The 21,047-nt window shown below is 65.5% G+C and carries 16 protein-coding genes; 10 read left to right on the forward strand and 6 right to left on the reverse strand.

Annotated elements, in window-relative coordinates:
* The first annotated feature begins 25 nt into the window (after positions 1–25).
* A complete protein-coding gene (locus tag CH274_RS25365) occupies positions 26–3,760 on the forward strand; it encodes an ABC transporter ATP-binding protein (protein WP_094659573.1) in 3,735 nt (1,244 codons plus the stop codon).
* A gap of 110 nt (positions 3,761–3,870) precedes the next feature.
* The gene (locus CH274_RS25370; protein ID WP_094659290.1) at positions 3,871–7,674 is read left to right on the forward strand and encodes a multifunctional oxoglutarate decarboxylase/oxoglutarate dehydrogenase thiamine pyrophosphate-binding subunit/dihydrolipoyllysine-residue succinyltransferase subunit; all 3,804 of its coding nucleotides are present in this window, start codon (positions 3,871–3,873) and stop codon (positions 7,672–7,674) included.
* Positions 7,675–7,888: 214 nt separating this feature from the next.
* Here the strand turns inward: CH274_RS25370 and CH274_RS25375 are convergent, their stop codons facing one another.
* Complete coding sequence (locus tag CH274_RS25375; protein WP_094659291.1) at positions 7,889–8,545, reverse strand: TetR/AcrR family transcriptional regulator; 657 nt, start codon at positions 8,543–8,545, stop codon at positions 7,889–7,891.
* Between the two features lie 69 nt (positions 8,546–8,614).
* Between CH274_RS25375 and CH274_RS25380 the strand changes: the two genes are divergently transcribed.
* Genes CH274_RS25380 through CH274_RS25390 form a run of 3 tightly spaced genes read left to right on the forward strand, consistent with a single transcriptional unit; the run spans position 8,615 to position 11,985 of the window.
* Complete coding sequence (locus CH274_RS25380) at positions 8,615–10,186, forward strand: flavin-containing monooxygenase (protein ID WP_094659292.1); 1,572 nt, start codon at positions 8,615–8,617, stop codon at positions 10,184–10,186.
* Positions 10,183–11,016, forward strand: coding sequence for an SDR family NAD(P)-dependent oxidoreductase (locus CH274_RS25385; protein ID WP_032394119.1), 834 nt, complete (start codon positions 10,183–10,185; stop codon positions 11,014–11,016). Before CH274_RS25380 ends, CH274_RS25385 begins: the two co-directional genes overlap by 4 nt.
* Before the next feature lie 12 nt (positions 11,017–11,028).
* Positions 11,029–11,985: an alpha/beta hydrolase gene (locus CH274_RS25390; protein ID WP_032394118.1), complete on the forward strand. Its 957-nt coding sequence runs from the start codon at positions 11,029–11,031 to the stop codon at positions 11,983–11,985.
* On the opposite strand, the gene CH274_RS25395 is transcribed toward CH274_RS25390, so the two are convergent.
* Positions 11,941–12,831, reverse strand: coding sequence for a glycine betaine ABC transporter substrate-binding protein (locus CH274_RS25395; RefSeq protein ID WP_094659293.1), 891 nt, complete (start codon positions 12,829–12,831; stop codon positions 11,941–11,943). The genes CH274_RS25390 and CH274_RS25395 overlap by 45 nt on opposite strands.
* A gap of 202 nt (positions 12,832–13,033) precedes the next feature.
* On the opposite strand from CH274_RS25395, the gene CH274_RS25400 reads away from it, so the two are divergent.
* Genes CH274_RS25400 through CH274_RS25415 form a run of 4 tightly spaced genes read left to right on the forward strand, consistent with a single transcriptional unit; the run spans position 13,034 to position 16,510 of the window.
* Positions 13,034–14,008: an ABC transporter substrate-binding protein gene (locus CH274_RS25400; protein WP_045199238.1), complete on the forward strand. Its 975-nt coding sequence runs from the start codon at positions 13,034–13,036 to the stop codon at positions 14,006–14,008.
* Complete coding sequence (locus CH274_RS25405) at positions 14,008–15,159, forward strand: ABC transporter ATP-binding protein (protein WP_094659294.1); 1,152 nt, start codon at positions 14,008–14,010, stop codon at positions 15,157–15,159. The genes CH274_RS25400 and CH274_RS25405 overlap by 1 nt, the downstream gene beginning before the upstream one ends.
* On the forward strand, positions 15,156–15,821 hold the full coding sequence (locus tag CH274_RS25410; RefSeq protein ID WP_032394115.1) for an ABC transporter permease: 666 nt from the start codon (positions 15,156–15,158) through the stop codon (positions 15,819–15,821). Before CH274_RS25405 ends, CH274_RS25410 begins: the two co-directional genes overlap by 4 nt.
* Positions 15,818–16,510, forward strand: coding sequence for an ABC transporter permease (locus tag CH274_RS25415; protein WP_032394114.1), 693 nt, complete (start codon positions 15,818–15,820; stop codon positions 16,508–16,510). Before CH274_RS25410 ends, CH274_RS25415 begins: the two co-directional genes overlap by 4 nt.
* Before the next feature lie 89 nt (positions 16,511–16,599).
* Here CH274_RS25415 and CH274_RS25420 read toward each other — a convergent pair whose 3' ends face one another.
* The 4 genes from CH274_RS25420 to CH274_RS25435 form a co-directional block, all read right to left on the reverse strand.
* Entirely contained in the window at positions 16,600–17,805 is a 1,206-nt protein-coding gene (locus tag CH274_RS25420) for an NAD(P)-dependent malic enzyme (RefSeq protein WP_094659295.1), read from the reverse strand.
* Positions 17,806–18,048: 243 nt separating this feature from the next.
* The gene (locus CH274_RS25425) at positions 18,049–18,336 is read right to left on the reverse strand and encodes a hypothetical protein (RefSeq protein WP_094659296.1); all 288 of its coding nucleotides are present in this window, start codon (positions 18,334–18,336) and stop codon (positions 18,049–18,051) included.
* Positions 18,333–18,947 carry a MarC family protein gene (locus CH274_RS25430; RefSeq protein ID WP_094659297.1) on the reverse strand — a complete coding sequence of 205 codons (615 nt, stop codon included), beginning with the start codon at positions 18,945–18,947 and terminating at the stop codon, positions 18,333–18,335. Before CH274_RS25430 ends, CH274_RS25425 begins: the two co-directional genes overlap by 4 nt.
* A complete protein-coding gene (locus CH274_RS25435; RefSeq protein WP_094659574.1) occupies positions 18,944–19,780 on the reverse strand; it encodes a PHP domain-containing protein in 837 nt (278 codons plus the stop codon). The genes CH274_RS25430 and CH274_RS25435 overlap by 4 nt, the downstream gene beginning before the upstream one ends.
* A 57-nt stretch (positions 19,781–19,837) precedes the next feature.
* On the opposite strand from CH274_RS25435, the gene CH274_RS25440 reads away from it, so the two are divergent.
* On the forward strand, positions 19,838–20,926 hold the full coding sequence (locus tag CH274_RS25440; protein ID WP_032394111.1) for a magnesium and cobalt transport protein CorA: 1,089 nt from the start codon (positions 19,838–19,840) through the stop codon (positions 20,924–20,926).
* The last annotated feature ends 121 nt before the right edge of the window (positions 20,927–21,047 follow it).

Raw genomic sequence — 21,047 nt, forward strand, 5'->3', positions numbered from 1 at the left:
GATCAGACGTCTGATCGCTCAGTGCATGCTGCATCGACGCACCGCACTCGGAGCACTGGGCGTGACGATGATCGCCGCGGTCATCGACATCTCGTTCCCGCTCCTCACCAGGGTCGCCATCGACGACGCGACGGCCGGCAGAGGCGAGAAGATCGCCGCCGTCGCCGCCGCCATCGCACTGTTGGGCCTGGTGCGTTTCGCGTGCCAATTCGGTCGACGCATGCTCGCCGGCCGGCTCTCGATCGACGTCCAGCACGATCTACGCCTCGACCTGCTCGCGTCACTGCAGCGGCTCGACGGGCGCAAGCAGGACGAGATCCGTACCGGGCAGGTCGTCTCGAGATCGATCACCGACCTCCAACTGGTGCAGGGGCTGCTGGCCATGGTGCCGTTGTCGGCGGGAGCCGTCCTGCAGTTCGTGCTGGCGCTGGCTGTGATGGCGTATCTGTCGCCGCTGCTCACCGTTGTCGCGGTACTCATCGTTCCTGCGGTCGGCATCGTGGTCTACCGAATTCGGCCCACTCTCTTCGCGGCCACCTGGTCGGCGCAGCAACGCGCCGCCGATCTGGCACAGCACGTCGAGGAGACGGTCACCGGCGTTCGGGTGGTCAAGGGCTTCGGGCAGGAAGCCCGCGCGGTCGATCGCATCGAGACACTGGGTCGCAGGTTGTTCGCCGAGCGCATGCGGTCGGCGAAGATCAACTCACGGTTCGCACCGTCGATGGCCACCATTCCTCAACTCGGTCTGGTCGGAGTCATCGCCCTCGGCGGCTATCTGGCCCTGGAGGGCCACATCACGATCGGCACCTTCCTGGCCTTCGCCACCTATGTCGCGACTCTGTCCGCCGTGACCCGCACCGTCTCGTCGGTGGTGATCATGGCCCAACTCTCCCGCGCGGCCGTCGAGCGCGTCTACGAGGTGGTCGACACCGAGCCGTCCGACCCGGAACCGGCCGAACCCGTCGCGTTGCCCGACGGCCCGCTCGGAGTCCGTATCTCCGAGGTGACCTTCGGATTCGAGCCCGAACGCGACGTGCTCACCGGCCTGGACCTGACCATCTCGCCCGGTGAGACGGTGGCCGTCGTCGGTCACGCGGGCTCGGGAAAGACCGCACTCGCACTCCTGCTCCCCCGCTTCTACCGCCCGACTCGGGGGCAGATTGCGCTGACGTCCGACGGAACGTCGATCGACATCGACGACCTCGACTCGACGTCGCTCCGCGAGGCGGTCTCGCTGGTGTTCGACGAGCCGTTCCTCTTCTCCGACACCATCGCCGCCAACATCGCCCTCGGCAGGCCCGACGCCACCGCGGAGGCGATCAGGCATGCGGCGCGGCTCGCGCAGGCCTCGACGTTCGTCGAGGCGCTTCCCGAGGGATACGACAGCCTCGTCGGCGAACGCGGCCTCACTCTCTCGGGCGGTCAGCGCCAACGCATCGCACTGGCCCGCGCTCTTCTGGTCGAACCGCGAATTCTGATCCTCGACGACGCCACCTCCGCCGTGGACGCCGAGACCGAGGCCGCCATCTTCGACGCGTTGCGCGGCGTCCGTACTCGCGCGACTCTCGTTCTCGCACATCGCCGTTCGACCCTGACGCTGGCCGATCGCGTCGCCGTCCTCGACAACGGCCGCATCATCGACACCGGAACGGTCGACGAACTGGATCGGCGCTGTCCGTTGTTCCGGGCCCTCCTCGCAGGCGGGGACGGCGACGCGAACGACGACACCGACCGGGAACCGACAGCGGAACCGTCCGCCGATACGCTCTGGCCCGAGTCCGCACCGGAAGCGACCGTCGAGCCCGGCGCGGTGTCAACGCCCGCGCCCGGAGGCGGAGGTGGTCACGGAACTGCGATGGCGGGGGCCTTCGGCTCACTCGCGCCGACTCCGGCGATCTCCCGGGCGGTCGCGGCGCTGCCGCCCGCGACGGAGGATCCAGCTGCATCGGGAGTCGAACTTCGACGACCCGACCCGGAGTTCCGGCTGTCGAGACTGCTGAGCCCGGTGCGGTTGTTGCTGGCAGCGGTGGTGGTGCTCCTCGCGCTGGACTCACTGGCCTCGATCGCGTTCCCTTCGCTCGTTCGCTACGCGGTGGACAGCGGAGTGGCCGGCGGAGACTCGAACACCCTGTGGATCGCCACCTCGATCGGTGTCGTGTTGGCTGCGGCGAGTTGGTTCGTCGTCTGCTGGACGACGGTCATCACGGCGCGAGCAGGCGAGCGAGTGCTCTTCGGACTCCGGGTGCGCAGCTACGCGCACATCCAACGGCTCGGCCTGGACTACTACGAACGCGAACTGTCGGGTCGCATCATGACGCGAATGACCACCGACGTCGATGCGCTGTCTTCCTTCATCCAGACCGGAGCCTCGACCGCAGTGGTCAGCGTGCTGACCGTCGTCGGCATCGCCGCCGCACTGCTCGTCACCGACCCGGCACTGGGACTGGTGGCGCTGGCGGTGGTGCCGCCCCTCGCCGTGGCCACCGTGATCTTCCGGCGCATCTCGTCGGCGGCGTACTCGACATCTCGCGAGCGCATCTCGATCGTCAACGCCGATTTCCAGGAGAACGTCACGGGACTGCGCGCCGCGCAGGCGTACCGACGCGAGGAGTACGCCGCATCCCGGTTCGCCGAACGCTCCGACCGCTACCGGGTGAGCCGGATGCGGTCGCAGACCGCGATCTCGGTGTTCTTCCCCCTCATCACGTTGCTCTCCGACATCGCCCTCGCCGTCGTCGTGTTCGTCGGCGCGCATCAGATCGCCACCGGCACCACCACTGCGGGCACTCTCGTGGCGTTCGTGCTCTATCTCGGGCTGCTCTTCGGTCCGATCCAGCAGCTATCGCAGGTGTTCGACGGTTACCAGCAAGCACGTGTCGGTGTCGGCCGCATCGGTGATCTCCTCCGCACCACGAGTTCGATTGAAACGTCCACCAAATCGGACACCACCGCACTCCCCGGCGGACGCCTGCACGCCGAGATAGAACTCGTCGACGTCGGTTTTCGGTATGCCGGAGCACAGTCCGACGCCCTGAGTGAGGTAAATCTCACCATCCCCGCCGGCGGCACCGTCGCGTTGGTCGGGCGCACCGGCGCGGGCAAATCCACGGTCGTGAAACTGCTGGCCCGCTTCTACGATCCCACCTCCGGATCGGTGCGCGTCGGCGGCCACGATCTACGCGACTATCGCCTCTCGGACTACCGGCACCGACTCGGCGTCGTACCGCAGGAAGCGCACCTGTTCACCGGGACCGTCGCGTCGAACATCGCCTACGGCAGGCCCGACGCCACCCGTGCCGACATCGAGAACGCGGCCCGATCCGTGGGAGCTCTGAGCACCATCGCCGCACTTCGCGGCGGTATGCACCAGCCCGTCGGCGAGCGCGGTCAAGGGCTGTCCGCGGGTCAACGACAGCTGATCGCACTGGCCAGGGCCGAGCTGGTCGACCCCGACCTTCTCCTGCTCGACGAGGCCACCGCCACGCTCGACCCCGCGACCGAACGCACCGTGCTCGCAGCGAGCAGTGCCGTCGCACGCACCCGCACCGCGGTGGTCGTCGCGCATCGCTTGGCGACCGCCGCACGAGCGGATCTGATCGTGGTCGTCGACGGCGGCCGTATCGTGGAAGTAGGCCGACATTCGGAGCTGCGCACGCAGGGCGGGTTCTACGCGCACTTGTGGACTGCAGCCGAAACGAACCGAGGGAATAATTCGATAGTCCAAGGTGTCATCGACAACGAGGCCGATGGTTACCGGTGAGTACATATCACAGCTACGTCCCGGACGCACGTGAGCTGGACCAAAGGTCTAGCCTGGACACGTACGCGCGCTGAACGGGAACGAAGACAGAAACGAGGCGAACTACTGCCGTGAGCAGCAGCTCTACTACCCAATTCGGACAAAATCAATGGCTGGTCGACGAGATGTACCAGCGATTCAAGAAGGACCCTTCATCCGTCGACGCGAGCTGGCACGAGTTTCTGACCGGTTACGACCCCGATGCAGCGACCGACGAGACCGCCGGATCCAACGGTGCTGCCGGTAACGGCGCATCCTCGAACGGCAGCTCGACCAAGTCCGCGCCTCCCGCAGCGCCCGCGCCACCAGCCAAGACGGCCGCTTCTGCTTCCGACAAGACCGACGCGCCGAAGGCCGCAGCACCCAAGGCAGCTCCGAAAACCGCCGCTCCCAAGGCCGAGGCCTCGAAGCCTGCCGCCGCCAAGCCTGCCGAGAAGAAGGCAGCACCGGCGAAGTCCGCTCCCGCAAAGCCCGCCGCAGCCGAGTTCGGCGAGGAGTCGAGCAAGGTTCTGCGCGGCGCTGCTGCAGCGGTGGCGAAGAACATGTCCGCCTCGTTGCAGATTCCGACCGCGACCAGCGTCCGTGCGATCCCGGCCAAGCTCATGGTCGACAACCGTCTCGTGATCAACAACCATCTCGCTCGCACCCGCGGCGGCAAGATCTCGTTCACGCACCTGCTCGGCTACGCCATCGTGCAGGCCGTCAAGGCGTTCCCGAACATGAACCGCCACTTCGCCGAGGTCGACGGCAAGCCGAACGCAGTGACTCCGGCAGCGATCAACCTCGGTCTCGCGATCGACCTGCCCGGCAAGGACGGCAACCGTTCCCTCGTCGTCGCCGCCATCAAGAACACGCAGGACTTCACGTTCACGCAGTTCTACAACGCGTACGAGGACATCGTGCGTCGTGCTCGCGACGGCAAGCTCACCGGTGAGGACTTCCAGGGCGTCACCATCTCGCTGACCAACCCCGGTGGAATCGGAACCGTGCACTCGGTGCCGCGTCTGATGAACGGTCAGGGAGCGATCATCGGCGCAGGTGCGATGGAGTACCCGGCAGAGTTCCAGGGAGCCAGCGACGAGCGTCTCGCCGAGTTCGGCGTCGGCAAGCTCATGACGCTGACCTCGACGTACGACCACCGCATCATTCAGGGTGCGGAGTCGGGCGATTTCCTCAAGACGATCCACAACCTGCTGATCAGCGACGAGTTCTACGACGAGCTGTTCCACTCGCTGAAGATCCCCTACGAGCCCATTCGCTGGCGCAAGGATCTGCCCGAGGGCACGGTCGACAAGAACACCCGCGTGCTCGAGCTCATCGCTGCGTACCGCAACCGCGGTCACCTGATGGCCGACACCGATCCGTTGCAGTTCACCAAGGACAAGTTCCGGATGCACCCGGACCTCGACGTGATCAGCCACGACCTCACGCTGTGGGACCTCGACCGTGAGTTCAAGGTCGGCGGATTCCACGGCAAGGACAAGATGAAGCTGCGGGACGTGCTCAGCGTTCTGCGCGACTCGTACTGCCGCCACGTCGGCGTCGAGTACACCCACATCCTCGAGACCGAGCAGGTCTCCTGGCTGCAGGAACGCGTCGAAGCCAAGCACGTCAAACCGACTGTGGCGCAACAGAAGTACATCCTGAGCAAGCTCAACGCCGCCGAGGCGTTCGAGACGTTCCTGCAGACCAAGTACGTCGGGCAGAAGCGGTTCTCGCTCGAAGGTGCCGAGTCGGTCATCCCGATGATGGACTCCGTCATCGACCAGAGCGCCGAGTACGCCCTCGACGAGGTCGTCATCGGTATGCCGCACCGCGGCCGCCTGAACGTGCTCGCCAACATCGTCGGCAAGCCCTACTCGAAGATCTTCACCGAGTTCGAGGGCAACATGAACCCGGCCGCCGCACACGGCTCCGGCGACGTGAAGTACCACCTCGGTGCCGAGGGCACGTACATCCAGATGTTCGGTGACAACGACATCAAGGTCTCGCTCACCGCGAACCCGTCGCACCTCGAAGCCGTCGACCCGGTTCTCGAAGGCCTCGTTCGCGCCAAGCAGGACCTGCTGGACAAGGGCATCGGCCAGGGCGGCTACTCCGTTCTGCCGCTGATGCTGCACGGAGACGCCGCATTCGCAGGCCAGGGCGTCGTCGCCGAGACGTTGAACCTGTCCGATCTGCGGGGCTACCGCACCGGCGGCACCGTGCACATCGTCGTCAACAACCAGGTCGGCTTCACTACCTCGCCGGAGTTCTCGCGTTCGTCCGAGTACTGCACCGATGTGGCGAAGATGATCGCCGCGCCGATCTTCCACGTCAACGGCGACGATCCCGAGGCCTGTGCCTGGGTCGCACAGCTGGCAGTGGACTTCCGTCAGAAGTTCCACAAGGACGTCGTCATCGACATGATCTGCTACCGCCGTCGCGGTCACAACGAGGGCGACGACCCCTCGATGACGCAGCCGGCGATGTACGACGTGATCGACACCAAGCGCAGCGTCCGCAAGAGCTACACCGAATCGCTCATCGGTCGTGGAGACATCTCGCTCAAGGAAGCCGAGGACGCACTCCGCGACTACCAGGGCCAGCTCGAACGCGTCTTCAACGAGGTACGCGAACTCGAGAAGTACACCCCTGAGCCCAGTGAGTCGGTCGAGCTCGATCAGCAGCTGCCCGCCAAGCTCACCACCGCGGTCGACAAGGCCGTGCTGCACCGTATCGGTGACGCGCACCTCGCCGTTCCCGACGGCTTCAACGTGCACCCGCGCGTCAAGCCGGTTCTCGAGAAGCGCCGAGAAATGGCGTACGAGGGCAAGGTCGACTGGGCCTTCGGCGAGCTGCTGGCACTCGGATCGCTGGTGGACGAGGGACGCAACATCCGCTTCTCCGGCCAGGACACCCGCCGCGGCACGTTCACCCAGCGCCACTCGGTGATCATCGATCGTAAGACCGGTGCCGAGTACACGCCGCTGCAGAACATCGGCAGCGACAACCCCGGCAAGTTCATGGTCTACGACTCCGCTTTGAGCGAGTTCGCAGCCGTAGGCTTCGAGTACGGCTACTCCGTGGGCAACCCGGACGCACTGGTGATGTGGGAAGCGCAGTTCGGCGACTTCGTCAACGGCGCACAGTCCATCATCGACGAGTTCATCTCGTCCGGTGAAGCCAAGTGGGGTCAGCTCTCTGACGTCGTGCTGCTGCTGCCGCACGGCCACGAAGGCCAGGGACCCGACCACACGTCCGGACGCATCGAGCGCTTCCTGACACTGTGCGCCGAGGGCTCGATGACCGTCGCACTCCCCTCGACCCCCGCGAACTACTTCCATCTGCTGCGCAGGCACGCGCGGGACGGCATTCGTCGCCCGCTGATCGTCTTCACCCCGAAGTCGATGCTGCGCAACAAGGCAGCGGTGAGCAACATCGAGGACTTCACCGACGGCAAGTTCCACTCGGTGTTCGACGAGCCCACCTACGACACCGGCACCGGCGACCGCAGCGCGGTCAAGCGAGTGCTGATGGTCAGCGGCAAGCTCTACTACGAGCTCCTCGCTCGTAAGCAGAAGGACAACCGCGACGACGTCGCGATCGTTCGCGTCGAGCAGCTCTACCCCGTGCCGGTTCGCCGCATCAGGGAAGCACTCGAAAGCTACCCGAACGCAACGGAATTCCGCTGGGTCCAGGAAGAGCCTGCGAACCAGGGTGCCTGGCCGTTCTTCGGTCTCGCACTGCCCGAGCTCATGCCCGAGAAGCTGGTCGGCATCAAGCGCATCTCCCGTCGCGCCATGTCCGCACCGTCGTCGGGATCGAGCAAGGTGCACGCCGTCGAGCAACTCGAAATCATCGACGAGGCCTTCAAGGCAGTCGGCGAAGACTAGAAACACTCGCGACAGCGGCCCACTCCTTCGGGGGTGGGCCGCTGTCGTCGTTTCTGGGCTCCCCCGTTCCGCGTCAATGGACCACTACATACGTCTGCGCAGTACGACGGTCCATTCACGCGACCCCCGGACACGAGTGAATGGACCCCTGCATACGTCTGAGGAGTGCAATGGTCCATTGACGCGGGGCGGGGGGGGCGGGCGCGCTCAGGTCTCAGGCGTCGGCGGCGTCTCGGTCGGCACCCAGGAGTGCGGAGATCATGTCCGGTGCCAGCGCGACGGCAGGCAGAGCATTGACGTTGAGGTCGATCAGTTCGTCGCGGCCGAGCTCCGGTGCGGTGAGCCAGTTGATGGTCGTTTCCTCGACGAATGCGATCCAGCCGCGAACGGCCAGCACGATGGTGGGGGTCACCTCGATGTCGAGTCCCCCGAGTTGCGCGAGGGTTCGCTCGGCCATGGCGGAGCGAGTCTCCTCGAACACCGCGCGCATCTGCGGATCGCCACTGGGGGTGCCGCGCAGGAGTGAGACGTACATCTGTCGCTTGTCGGTGACGTAATCGACGTAGTTGGCGATGGAGTCGCGCAGAATCTCGTACGGTGGCAGCGACGGATCGGGTGCGGTGCGCTCGAGCATGACGCGCGAGGATTCACGCACGATTTCGAGGTGGAAGTCCTGCTTGGAGGCGAAGTAGTGGAACAGCAGCCCTCGGGAGACGCCGGCTTGATCGGCGATGTCCTCGACGGAGATCTGCTCGAGGGGGCGGTCGGCGAGCATTTCGGTGCCGAGCTCGATCAATTGGGCTCGTCGTTGTTGCGGACTGAGTCTCGTCCTCTTCGTGGTCGGTGCGCCGGGACTGTTCACGAACGCCATGCAACCACCCTACTGAATGTTAGTCAATAACTATTGACTCACACTCAATAAGCTTCTACGCTCCCCTACATGAGTCTTCCCGTAACAGATACTTCGGACCGTGCAACGACGCCGCGTCACGTCGATACGCTGATCATCGGCAGCGGGTTCGCCGGCCTCGGTGCCGCGATCAAGCTGACGAAGGCAGGCAAGAAGGACTTCGTCGTCATCGAACGTGGCCACGACGTCGGCGGCACCTGGCGCGACAACACCTACCCCGGTGCTGCCTGCGACGTGCCGTCGCACCTGTACTCGTACTCGTTCGCCCTGAACCCGAACTGGACTCGGTCGTTCTCCACACAGCCGGAGATCCAGAGTTACATCGCCGGGGTGGCGCGCAAGTACGGCGTCATGGACAAGCACGTGTTCGGCACGGATGTGACCTCGGCCCGCTGGAACGCCGAGACCAACCGCTGGGATGTTCAGACCACCTCCGGCAACTACACCGCGAAGATCGTCGTCTCGGCCGTCGGCGCACTGTGTGAGCCTAATCTGCCCGACATCAAGGGCATTCACGACTTCGAGGGCGACGTCTTCCACTCCGCTCAGTGGAACCACGACGTCTCGTTGGCGGGCAAGCGCGTCGCCGTCATCGGCACCGGTGCCTCCGCCATCCAGATCGTGCCCGCCATCGCAGGCCAGGTGGAACATCTGGACGTGTACCAGCGCACCGCGCCGTGGATCCTTCCCCGCGCCGATCGCCCGTACACCAAGCTCGAGCGCTTCGCCTTCAAGCACGTTCCCGGGTTCCAGCGCCTGTCGCGGGCCGGCATCTACGCGATGCGCGAGACCCAGGTCGTCGGTCTGGCCAAGGCTCCGGCCTTCATGAAGCCGCTGCAGTGGGCGTCGGAGAACCACCTGCGCACCCAGATCAAGGACAAGGCACTGCGCGCCAAGGTGACGCCGAACTTCCGCATCGGCTGCAAGCGCATGTTGATCTCCAACGCGTACTACCCGGCTCTCGCGCAGAGCAACGTCGACCTCGTGACCGACGGCATCGCCGAGATCCGCAAAGGATCGATCGTCACCAAGGACGGCACCGAGCGCCCGATCGATGCGCTCGTCGTCGCCACCGGCTTCCACGTCACCGACTCCCCCGCCTACCAGGGCATCATCGGCAAGGACGGCCGCACGTTGGCCGAAACCTTCGACGACGGCGGCCAGCAGGGCTACAAGGGGGCAGCGGTCGCGAACTTCCCCAACATGTTCTTCCTGGTGGGACCGAATACGGGCCTCGGCCACACCTCGATGGTCTTCATGATCGAATCGCAGATCAACTACCTCGTCGACGCGTTGGACACCATCGACAAGCACGACATCGGCACCATCGAGGTGCGCAAGGACGTGCAGGACGAGTACAACGTGACGTTGCAGGATCAGCTCGCCAAGAGCGTGTGGATGAACGGCGGATGCGCCAGCTGGTACCTCGACAAGCACGGCAACAACACCACGCTGTGGCCGGGCTTCACGTTCGAGTTCCGCAGAATCACCAAGCAGTTCGATCTCGATGCGTACCGTAGCGTCGCTACCGCAGACCTGCCCTCCGGATCGTCGGCGAACAACTCCGCCGGCAACAACACAGACAAGGTGTCCGCACGATGAGCACATTCACAGGCAAGGTGGCCGTCGTCACCGGCGCGGGTTCGGGAATCGGCCGCGCACTGGCCCTCGAGCTGGCCGGCCGTGGAGCGAAACTGGCGTTGTCCGACGTCGACACCGCCGGACTCGACGAGACCGTCCGACGGGTCGAGGCACTCGGCGCCGAGGTCAAGTCGGACTTCCTCGACGTCTCCCAGCGCGAGACCGTCCTGGATTACGCCGAGGCCGTCGTCGCGCATTTCGGCAAGGTCAACCAGATCTACAACAACGCAGGCATCGCCTACCACGGTGACGTCGACAAGTCCTCGTTCAAGGACATCGAGCGCATCGTCGACGTCGATTTCTGGGGAGTCGTCAACGGCACCAAGGCTTTTCTGCCGCACATCCAGGCCTCCGGTGACGGCCACATCATCAACATCTCCAGCCTCTTCGGACTGTTGGCGATTCCGTCGCAGTCCGCGTACAACGCGGCCAAGTTCGCCGTACGCGGGTTCAGCGAATCGCTCCGCATCGAGATGTTGATCTCGAAGGCTCCGGTGAAGGTGACCGTGGTTCACCCCGGTGGCATCAAGACCGCCATCGCTCGCAACGCCACCGTGGCCGAGAACTACGACCAGGCCGATTTCGCGAAGTTCTTCGACACCAAGCTCGCCAAGACCACCCCGATCGACGCGGCCAAGACCATCCTGAAGGGTGTCGAGAAGGGCAAGGGACGCGTTCTCATCGGTTCCGACGCCATCGCACTCGACCTGCTCCAGCGCATCACCGGATCGCGTTACCAGGGCCTGATCGCCGCAGTGTCCAAGCGCGCGCTGCCGCGCACGAAGAAGTAGGCGGGTCGCGTCGTGAAGTCCTTCTACGTTCCCCTGCCGATCGTCGCGGCTGCGCTGAAGCCGTTCTATCGCCTCGCGCTGAATGCGCGATTCTCGTTTCGGACGCAGCGGCTGATCCTCGAGGCCGCCGCTCCCGTGCAAACGCTTCCGCACGGAACGGTCTCGCAGAAGATGACACTCGCGGGCCGTCGAGCCGAGCGCGTCACCGTCGGGGCAACCGAACGCGACACCGCGATCCTGTACCTGCACGGCGGCGCGTACACGATCGGATCCATCAACACGCACCGGTCACTGGCCGCACATCTGGCCCGGGAATCGGCCAGTGCTGTCTACGTGCTCGATTACCGGTTGGCACCGGAGAACCCGTACCCGGCAGGTCTGGACGACGCCGTGGCGGCGTTCCGCGAGCTGGTTCGTGTCCACGGATTCACCGCGGACCGCATCGCGATTGCCGGCGATTCGGCCGGTGGCGGTCTCTCGGTCGCCGCTGCCCGGCGTCTGGTGGACGACGGCACCAGCCCGGCTGCCCTCGGCCTGATCTCGCCGTGGGTCGATCCCGGAGCTCGCGACGCCGCCAAGGACCGCGACATGGTGGTCAACACCGGGTGGTCCTACAGCTCGGCCGATGCGTATCTGGGTGCGGGCGATCCGCTGGACCAGGGTTTCGCCCCACTGCTGGGCAACCTGGACGGTTTGCCGCCGATCGTCATGCACGTCGGTACCGACGAGGTGCTGTACGCGCAGATCACTGCATTCGCGGACAAGCTGCGCCTGTCGGGTGTCGAGCTCGAACACGTGGAGTACAAGAAGCTCTGGCACGTGGCCCATCTGCAGGCGTCGATTCTGCGTGAGGCGGCCCAGGCCGTCCAGCACATGGGCTCGTACCTCGGCCGCAAGCTCCGAGCCGCGCAGCCGACCGGCCCGTCAGAGGTTGCGCTCGCCGAGCCAACGGCCGGCGACATCGCCTGACGGAACTCCGTTGCGGACCTCGCCGATCATCTCGGCGAGGTCCGCAGTCGTCAGCTCACCCGCCACCACCGAGAACGACCTCACAGCACTCTCGTCGAGCACTCCGTCGGCATAGAGCGGCACCACGTTCTGCGCCGGATACACGTGGTCGTCGTCGGGCAGCGTTGTCAGGTCTTTCGCCAGCGGGCCGAACGACGCGGTGCGAATCGCCAGCACGTCGACTTCTCCGGCGTTCAAGCCGTCGACGGCGGACTGCGCATCGGCATACGGGGTGACATCGGTGACCGACGCCCCCGTGAACGTGGGACTCCTCGTACCCTGCGCAAGGACGTCCATCGGATCGACCTGGCCGTCGACGATTCCCACCGTTCTTTCCTCACGACCCAGGAAATCCGTCACCGTCTCGTCGCCCGATTCACTGCCCGACGCCACCGCGATGGCCAGTCGATCCTCGGCGGTGGCGTAATCCCCCACCGACAACCCGGCCGGCAGTGATCGGTTCAGTTCCGTGTACACGTCCTCGGCCTCGGTTGCCTCGGAAAGACCGTCGAAGGTGCGCAACAGCTCGCCCGTGAGGTCGGGAACCATCGTCACCTCACCGCGGTCCAGCGCCGCGAGGTAGTCGGCCCGATCGCCCAGCTCCTCCTTCACCTCGACCTCCGCTCCTGTCGACCGCAGTCCCCCGGCGTAGATCTGCGCGAGCAGACGCGACAGCTCCGAATTGCCCGCTCCGACGACGACGGGCACCGCAGCAGGGTCGGTCGATGCACTCGCACTGCAACCGCCGACCAGACCGGCGATCGACATCACCAGGGCTGCTGCCAGAACCGACGATCGCACTGTCATTTTCTCCTGTTCACTGCCCATGTGGTTTACCGATCCCGACCGCGGGGCACTAGTGCGAACGAGACGGTAGTCGAACCAACCTTATGGGCACGCCGAATTCGACTACCATCCCGAGCAGCCCGAGTCCTGGTTCTTCCGTTGCCCCCCGGGGGCAGATCGGCGGAAATGGGTAGGACTGTGCCCGAACCGATGGAAGGACACCATGACCACCTCCCGCATCACGCGTGCGTTCTCCGCTCCGAGGGCAGTGGCAGCTGTTGCCGCACTCGCTCTCTCGGTCACCGCTCTGACCGCCTGCGGCGGCAATTCGGATCCACTCTCGAGCGGTGGCGGCGAGACCAACAGCGACACGAACTCCATCATCATCGGCTCCGCCAATTTCCCCGAGTCCGAGACCGTGGCGAACATCTACGCCGAGGCGTTGCGCGCCAATGGTTTCGAGGTGAGCACCAAGCTCAACATCGGCAGCCGTGAGGCCTACATTCCCGCAGTGCGAGACGGGTCGATCGACCTGATCCCGGACTACACCGGAAACCTGCTGCAGTACTTGGACGAATCCGCGACCGCGACCTCGTCCGAGGACGTCCTGGCCGCGCTGCCTGCTGCCCTGGGCGACGATCTCACCGTGACGGCGCAGGCACCGGGCGAGGACAAGGACGCCGTCGTCGTCACTCGCCAGACCGCCACCGAACGCAACCTCACCACCATCGGCGACCTCGCACCGTTCTCCTCCGAGGTGACCTTCGCCGGTACCCCGGAGTTCCAGGAGCGCGTCGGCGGCCTGCCCGGTCTGCGAGACAAGTACGGCCTGGACATCTCGCCCGGCAACTACATCCCGATCTCCGACGGCGGCGGCCCGGCCACGGTCGAGGCACTCGTCTCCGGGCAGGTCGTCGCGGCGGACATCTTCACCACCGCGCCCTCGATCGCACAGAACGATCTCGTGGTCCTCGAAGACCCGGAGAACAATTTCGCGGCCCAGAACATCATTCCGGTGCTGCGTACGGCCAAGCAGTCCGACAAGCTCACTCAGGTGCTCGACGCCGTGTCGGCGCAGATCACCACCGAAGAGCTGATCGCACTGAACACCTCGGTCTCGGGTGACGAGAAGGTCGAGCCGGCGGCAGCAGCAGCGGCGTGGGTCAAGGACAAGGGCCTGGACCAGCCGGTCAGCTGATGATCACCTTCGAGCACGTCAACAAGACCTATCCGGATGGCACCACAGCGGTCGACTCCTTGGACCTGGTGATCGAGCCACACTCGTTCACCGTGTTCGTGGGGCCGTCCGGCTGCGGCAAGACCACCTCGATGCGAATGATCAATCGCATGATCACTCCCACCTCGGGTGTGATCACGGTCGACGGTCGCAACATCGCCGACATCGACGCGGTGAAGCTGCGCCGCGGCATCGGTTACGTAATTCAGAGTGCCGGCTTGCTGCCGCACCGTACCGTCGTCGACAACGTCGCCACGGTGCCGGTACTGAACGGCGAATCGCGTCGCGCCGCACGCAAGGCTGCACTCGACGTCCTCGAGCGCGTCGGCCTTGACCCGGCATTCGCCTCGCGCTACCCGGCGCAACTGTCCGGCGGGCAGCAACAGCGAGTGGGCGTGGCCCGGGCGCTGGCCGCCGACCCACCGATCCTGCTGATGGACGAGCCCTTCAGCGCGGTCGACCCGGTGGTGCGTGAAGAACTGCAGATCGAGATGCTGCGCCTGCAGGCCGACCTGAAGAAGACGATCGTCTTCGTCACCCACGACATCGACGAGGCCGTCCGGCTCGGCGATCGCATCGCGGTCTTCGGACCGCAGGGCCGACTGCAGCAGTACGACAAGCCCGAGACCGTACTCGCCGCACCGGCAACGTCTTTCGTGGCGTCGTTCGTCGGCCGCGATCGCGGCTACCGCGGGCTGTCGTTCAGGTCGGCGCAGGCTGTGACCATGCACCCGATCCACACGGCGACGCAGGACGAGATCGAGGGCCTCCGACTGGACCAGGGGCAGTGGGTGCTCGTCGTCGACGAACAGCGCCGACCGTTGGGGTGGATCGACGCGACCGGAGTCGAGAAGGTGCGGGGCGGCCGCAGCATCGACGAGAGCACGGCAGCGGGCGGCTCGCTGTTCCTCGAGGGCGGCGATCTGCGTCAGGCACTCGACGCCGCGATCTCCTCGCCGTCGGGAATCGGCGTCGCGGTCGATGGTGCCGGGGCTGCCGTGGGCAGCGTCGACGGTGCGGAGATCCTCGAACACCTTGCTGCGCAACGTAAGTCGGAGGACTCGGAACGCAACCGGCATCACTTCCTCGCCAGCGGGGACGCCGAACAGTGACCTGGCTGCTGGACAACTTCGGTGTGGTCCTCGGCTACACGAAGACGCACCTGTATCTCTCGCTCGTCCCGCTGTTCGTCGGGTTGCTCATCGCCATCCCGCTGGGCACCGTCATTCGCAACACTCGCTGGGTTCGTCGAATCACGTTGACGGTGGCCAGTATCGCGTTCACCCTGCCCTCGCTCGCCCTGTTCGTCACCATCCCCGCGGTGGTCGGTCTACCGGTACTCGATCCACTGAACGTGGTGATCGCCCTGTCGGTGTACTCGACCGCACTGCTGGTGCGCGCGGTGCCCGAGGCCCTGGATTCGGTGCCGTTCGCCGTGGTCGATTCTGCCGAGGCGATGGGCTACTCGTCGCTGCGGCGAGCGGTGACCGTCGAACTGCCGCTGGCGCTTCCGGTGCTGATCGCGAACATCAGAGTCGTTGCGGTCACCAACATCTCACTGGTCTCGGTGGGCTCGGTGATCGGCATCGGCGGTCTCGGCCAGCTCTTCACCCAGGGCTACCAGCGTGACTATCCCGATCAGATCTTCGCAGGCATCATCTCGATCGTGTTCCTGGCGTTGATCTTCGACGCGGCCCTGTTCCTGCTGGGGCGTCGACTCACTCCGTGGACGCGACTGAACACGGGCTCTTCGAAGAAGAAGGCACGCGCATGAATCTCTTCTCCGAGGCGTTCTCGTACATTCTCGACGGCGGAAACTGGGCCGGGCCGACGGGAATCGGCGCACGACTGATCGAGCACATGTGGTACAGCCTGCTGGCAGTGTTGCTCTCGGCCGCCGTCGCGGTTCCGGTGGGTCTGCTCATCGGTCACCTGCGCCGCGGTGAGGCCGTCGTCGTCGGCCTCGTCAACGCGCTGCGGTCGCTGCCGACCCTCGGCATTCTCGTGTTTCTGGTTCTGGTGATCGGACTCGGACTGGTTCCGCCGATCATCGCGTTGGTGCTGCTCGGTATTCCTCCGCTGTTGGCAGGCACGTACTCCGGCATCGCCAACGTGGACGCCAACGTGGTCGACGCCGCCCGCGCGATGGGGATGACCGAAACGCAAGTGCTGTTTCGGGTCGAGATCCCCAACGCGCTGCCTCTGATCCTCGGTGGATTGCGTAACACCACACTGCAGATCATCGCCACCGCGACCATCGCGGCCTACGTCAACCTCGGTGGGCTCGGCCGCTACATCTTCGACGGGCTCGCGCTCTACGACTACGGCCGCGTTCTCGTCGGCGCGATCCTGGTGGCTCTGCTGACCCTGATCGTCGACGGCCTTCTCGCCCTCGCGGTGTGGACGTCCGTTCCGGGAACCGGTCGCCTGCGGCGGATGCCGACCGGACTCGCGAAGGTTTGACTCGTCCGACCACGAAAGAGACAGACGAAAGACACCGGCGAACCGCTGGCCCGGGTAGGGCCGGGTTCGCCGGTGTTTCTTCCGTTTTCCTACGCGACGCCTTCGGCTCGCGCTGCTGCCGCAACTGCGTCCGCAACGGCCGGGGCGACACGAGGATCGAGTGGGCTGGGCACGATCTTGTCCGCAGCCAACTCGTCGCCGAGAACCGAGAGGATTGCCTCGGCAGCGGCGAGCTTCATGCCTTCGGTGATACGGCGTGCACCGGCGTCGAGTGCGCCCTTGAACACACCGGGAAAGGCGAGAACGTTGTTGATCTGGTTCGGGAAGTCGCTTCGTCCGGTGGCGACGATGGCGGCGTACTTCCTCGCCACCTCCGGATGGATCTCGGGATCCGGATTGGACAGTGCGAACACGATGGAGTCCGGGGCCATCGACGCGATGTAGCTCTCGTCGACCTTGCCTGCGGACAGACCGAGGAACACGTCGGCTCCGGCGAGGGCGTCGACCGCACCGCCCGACAGTGCACGGGGGTTGGTACGCGCGGCGAGATCGGTCTTGACGCTGTTGAGGTCCGAGCGGTCGGCGGACACGATGCCCTTCGAGTCCAGCACCACCACGTCCCGGATGCCGGACAGGAGGAGCATGTTCGCGCACGCGACGCCCGCTGCCCCGGCTCCGGAGACGACGACCTTCAGTTCGGACGTACTGCGGCCCTGAACCTTCGCAGCCCCGTTGAGAGCAGCGAGTACGACGATGGCGGTGCCGTGTTGGTCGTCGTGCATGACGGGGCATTCGAGCGCCTCGATGACGCGCTTCTCGATCTCGAAACAGCGCGGTGCCGAGATGTCTTCGAGGTTGACGGCACCGAAGCTGTGCCGCATCCGCACGATGGTCTCGACGATCTCGTCGACGTCGTTGGTGTCGAGCACGATCGGAATGGAGTCGAGGTCTGCGAACTTCTTGAACAGCGCGGCCTTGCCCTCCATCACCGGCAACGACGCGCGCGGACCGATGTCGCCCAGGCCGAGCACTGCGGAACCGTCGGAGATGACGGCCACGAGGCGATCGGTCCAGGTGTATCGCTTGGCCAGCGAGGCGTCGGCGGCGATGGCGCGGCTGACCTGCGCCACTCCGGGGGTGTAGGCGATCGAGAGATCGCGCTGCGTGTCGAGCGGCGCTGCCAACTCGACCGACAGCTTGCCGCCGAGGTGCCCGGCGAAGATCTCCTCGTCGGTGATCGCCGCCGGTCCTGCCGGTGCGGTGTGTGTTGCTGCGGTGTCTTCGACTGCCGTCACGGTGAAAGCTCCTCGCACTGTCGACCTCGACCAGCAAGGCGACGAAGTGTCAACGAAGTGAGTGGTGGAAATGAGGGCCCGTCGGAGTGCGCCAGTGCTGGCTGCAAACTGCCGAGAGCGTGTCTCGCATGTGAGGCGGGTACGCCTGCACGATCAGCGATGGGCTGTAGCCCTGTCGGTGCCCCAGTGTGCCATATCGCCGCCTCACCTGACCACAGCGTCAGGAACCACCGGCACCGGTTCTCACTGCCACCATTGTGTCCACAGGACGAGGCCTGCGGCGACGAGGACCACGAGAGCGCCGAGAACGGCCGAGAATCCGCGACGGTGATCGGTGATGCGCTGCGCGATCACGGCAACGATCGCGGCGACGATATGGGCGGCAACCGAGAGAGCGCCAGGACCGGGGAAGCCGCGGGAGTGGCCCAGATACTGCGTGACGGCGACGCCGAGGGCCAGCACCACCAGTCCCCCGGTGACGATACCGCTGAGCCCGCGCAGGAATCGGAGCCCGGCACCTGCCCCGGTCATCCGCCTGCCACGAATCCGCGAACCGAGTCCGCGATCAACTGCACCGCGATAGCGGCCAGCAACAGACCGGCGATGCGTGCCAACAGCGAGATACCGCCCTCCCCGAGGAGCCGGATCAGCGCGGTCGAGAATCGAAGCACCAGGAAGAACAGAATGTGAATGGTGATGATGCCCAACGCAATTGCCAGGAACGAACCGGCGTCACCGTCGGCCTGGCTGACGTAGACGATCACCGCGGCAATGGCCCCGGGGCCTGCCATGAGCGGAGTCCCGAGCGGCACGAGTGCCACGTTGACGTCCTCCGCGGCGGTGTCCCCGCCCGCACCCTTTCCGGTGAGCAGCGACAACGCGATGAGCAGCAACAGCAACCCGCCCGCACCCTGCAATGCCGGAATGCCGATGTGCAGGTAGCTCAGGATCGCCTGGCCGCCGATCGCGAACACCGAGATGACGGTCAGCGAAACCGCGGGGGCCTGCCACGCGGCCTTGTTGCGCACTTCTTTGCTCTTGCGCCCGACCAGAGACAGGAACACCGGGATCGCGCCCGGCGGGTCCATGATGACGAACAGGGTGATCAGCACCGTCAAGTAGAGCGTCACATCGAAAGTCATGGCCGCGCCGCCGTAACCAGACGGTCGTATTGCTTTGGGGCAGTGGAGTATTCGCCCAACTTCACCGTCTTGTTGGTGCCGTGGTAATCCGAGGATCCCGTGACGATCAGGTCCAGTTCCGCGGCGAGGCCGGCCATCACCGCGGTGTCCTCCGGAGAGTGATCCATGTGATGAACCTCCACTCCACCGAGACCGCGAGCTGCGAGTTCGCGAATGTGATCGAGGTCGAGGATGCGGCCGCGGGTACGAGCTCTGGCGTGCGCGAGCACACTGACACCGCCTGCCGCAGCGATCATGTCCACCGCTACTTCGAGGGGAGTGTCGACCTTCTCGACGTAGTACTTGCCGTCGGTCGCCAACGGACCGGCGAACGCGGCGTTCATGTCCGGGACGTACCCGGCATCGATCAGTGCGCGACCCAGATGGGGTCGCCCGGCCGCCGCACCGGCCGAGGCCAGCACCGCGTCGGGGTCGATGGGCAGACCGTCCGCCGCCATCTTCTCGGCGATGGCACGCAATCTCGTGACCCGCTCGCTGCGCAACCGCGCGCGCTCGGTTGCGAACACCTCGTTCGCGGGGTCGAACAGATACGCCAGTAGGTGCACGGGAACCGGCCGGCCGTCCTCGCCTCGCCCGGTGCAGGAAAGTTCCATGCCGCGCACGAGCGTGAGACCGGACGGCAGTGCTGAGGCCGCCTCGTCCCATCCCGAGGTGGTGTCGTGGTCGGTCAGAGCCACCACCGACAGTCCCGCCTCGGCTGCGGCCCGGACCAGCTCGGCCGGGCTGTCGGTGCCGTCGGACGCCGTCGAGTGGGTGTGAAGGTCGATGAGCACCTGCACAGTGTTCCAGGCCCACTCTCTCGTCGTTTTGCTGGCGTACGATTGCCCGCCATGCCGTCCCTTCCACCACGCCCGTCGCTGCCGTCCCTGCATCGACGATCGGCCAAGGCCGGTCCGGTGCACGCACCGCGAATTCCGGTGCCCACGGCTCGCGCAATCGTCGACTGTGCGGTCTACGTCGAGGGCGCTCGACTGCCCGGCAGATTCACTCACACCTCGGCCATCGCGGAGGTGCGTGCACGCGGCGAAGGATTCGTGTGGGTGGGTCTGCACGCACCCGACGACCAACAGATGAACGCGATCGCCCAGTGCTACGGCCTGCACGAGCTGATGGTCGAGGACACCGTGCACGCCCACCAGAGACCCAAACTCGAGCGCTACGACGACGTCGCGTTCCTGGTACTGCGCACGGTGAAGTACGTCGAGCACGAGTCGGTGACGACCGCCAACGAGATCGTCGAGAGCGGCGAGATCATGGTGATGGTCGGCCGTGACTTCGTCATCACCGTCCGGCACGGGGAGCATTCGGGATTGGCCGGCGTGCGTCAACGCCTCGAGGGCAACCCCGAACAGCTCGCGCTCGGCCCGTCGGCAGTTCTCCATGCGGTGGCCGACCACGTCGTCGACGAGTATCTCGCGGTGACCGACTCGATCGAGCGGGACGTCGACGGTATGGAGGAGGAAGTGTTCTCGCCGCACCACCACGTGCCCATCGAAAACATCTACCTGCTCAAACGCGAGGTCGTCGAACTTCGGCGGTCGGTGACACCACTGTCGACGCCGTTGGCGCGTCTGGTGCAGGAGCCGAGCGTCCCCAAAGCGGTGAGACGCTACCTGCGCGACGTGCAGGACCATCACACGACGGTCGCCGAACGCATCTCCGAGTACGACGAGGTGCTCAGCTCACTCGTCGACGCTGCGCTGGCGCGAGTGACGATGCAGCAGAACCTGGACATGCGCAAGATCTCGTCGTGGGTGGCGATCGCCGCCGTGCCGACGATGGTCGCGGGGATCTACGGGATGAATTTCGACAACATGCCCGAGTTGCACTGGACGTACGGCTACCACCTGATGGTCGCGGTGGTGTTGTGCGTGTGCATCGGACTGTGGAGGACGTTCCACAAGAACAACTGGCTCTAGGGGCCGACGATTCGATTGGACGATGCCCAACCGAATCGTCCGATCGTTGGTGATTGCCCCGACTGCCGACCGGTGACGAGCCCACCGGTTCGGGCCGGATGAGACTGCAGAAGCCCTGCAT

It is taken from the genome of Rhodococcus sp. 06-418-5 (genome assembly GCF_002258285.1).
Classification (GTDB): domain Bacteria; phylum Actinomycetota; class Actinomycetes; order Mycobacteriales; family Mycobacteriaceae; genus Rhodococcoides.

Bases quoted from the DNA above. Each gene is read 5' to 3' on its own strand.
- CH274_RS25400 (WP_045199238.1), top strand. From the start codon at position 13,034: ATGACCACCTCCCGCATCACGCGTGCGTTCTCCGCTCCGAGGGCAGTG.
- CH274_RS25405 (WP_094659294.1), top strand. From the start codon at position 14,008: ATGATCACCTTCGAGCACGTCAACAAGACCTATCCGGATGGCACCACA.
- CH274_RS25365 (WP_094659573.1), top strand. From the start codon at position 26: ATGCTGCATCGACGCACCGCACTCGGAGCACTGGGCGTGACGATGATC.
- CH274_RS25425 (WP_094659296.1), bottom strand. From the start codon at position 18,336: ATGACCGGGGCAGGTGCCGGGCTCCGATTCCTGCGCGGGCTCAGCGGT.
- CH274_RS25385 (WP_032394119.1), top strand. From the start codon at position 10,183: ATGAGCACATTCACAGGCAAGGTGGCCGTCGTCACCGGCGCGGGTTCG.
- CH274_RS25395 (WP_094659293.1), bottom strand. From the start codon at position 12,831: ATGACAGTGCGATCGTCGGTTCTGGCAGCAGCCCTGGTGATGTCGATC.
- CH274_RS25375 (WP_094659291.1), bottom strand. From the start codon at position 8,545: ATGGCGTTCGTGAACAGTCCCGGCGCACCGACCACGAAGAGGACGAGA.
- CH274_RS25415 (WP_032394114.1), top strand. From the start codon at position 15,818: ATGAATCTCTTCTCCGAGGCGTTCTCGTACATTCTCGACGGCGGAAAC.
- CH274_RS25430 (WP_094659297.1), bottom strand. From the start codon at position 18,947: ATGACTTTCGATGTGACGCTCTACTTGACGGTGCTGATCACCCTGTTC.
- CH274_RS25380 (WP_094659292.1), top strand. From the start codon at position 8,615: ATGAGTCTTCCCGTAACAGATACTTCGGACCGTGCAACGACGCCGCGT.
- CH274_RS25440 (WP_032394111.1), top strand. From the start codon at position 19,838: ATGCCGTCCCTTCCACCACGCCCGTCGCTGCCGTCCCTGCATCGACGA.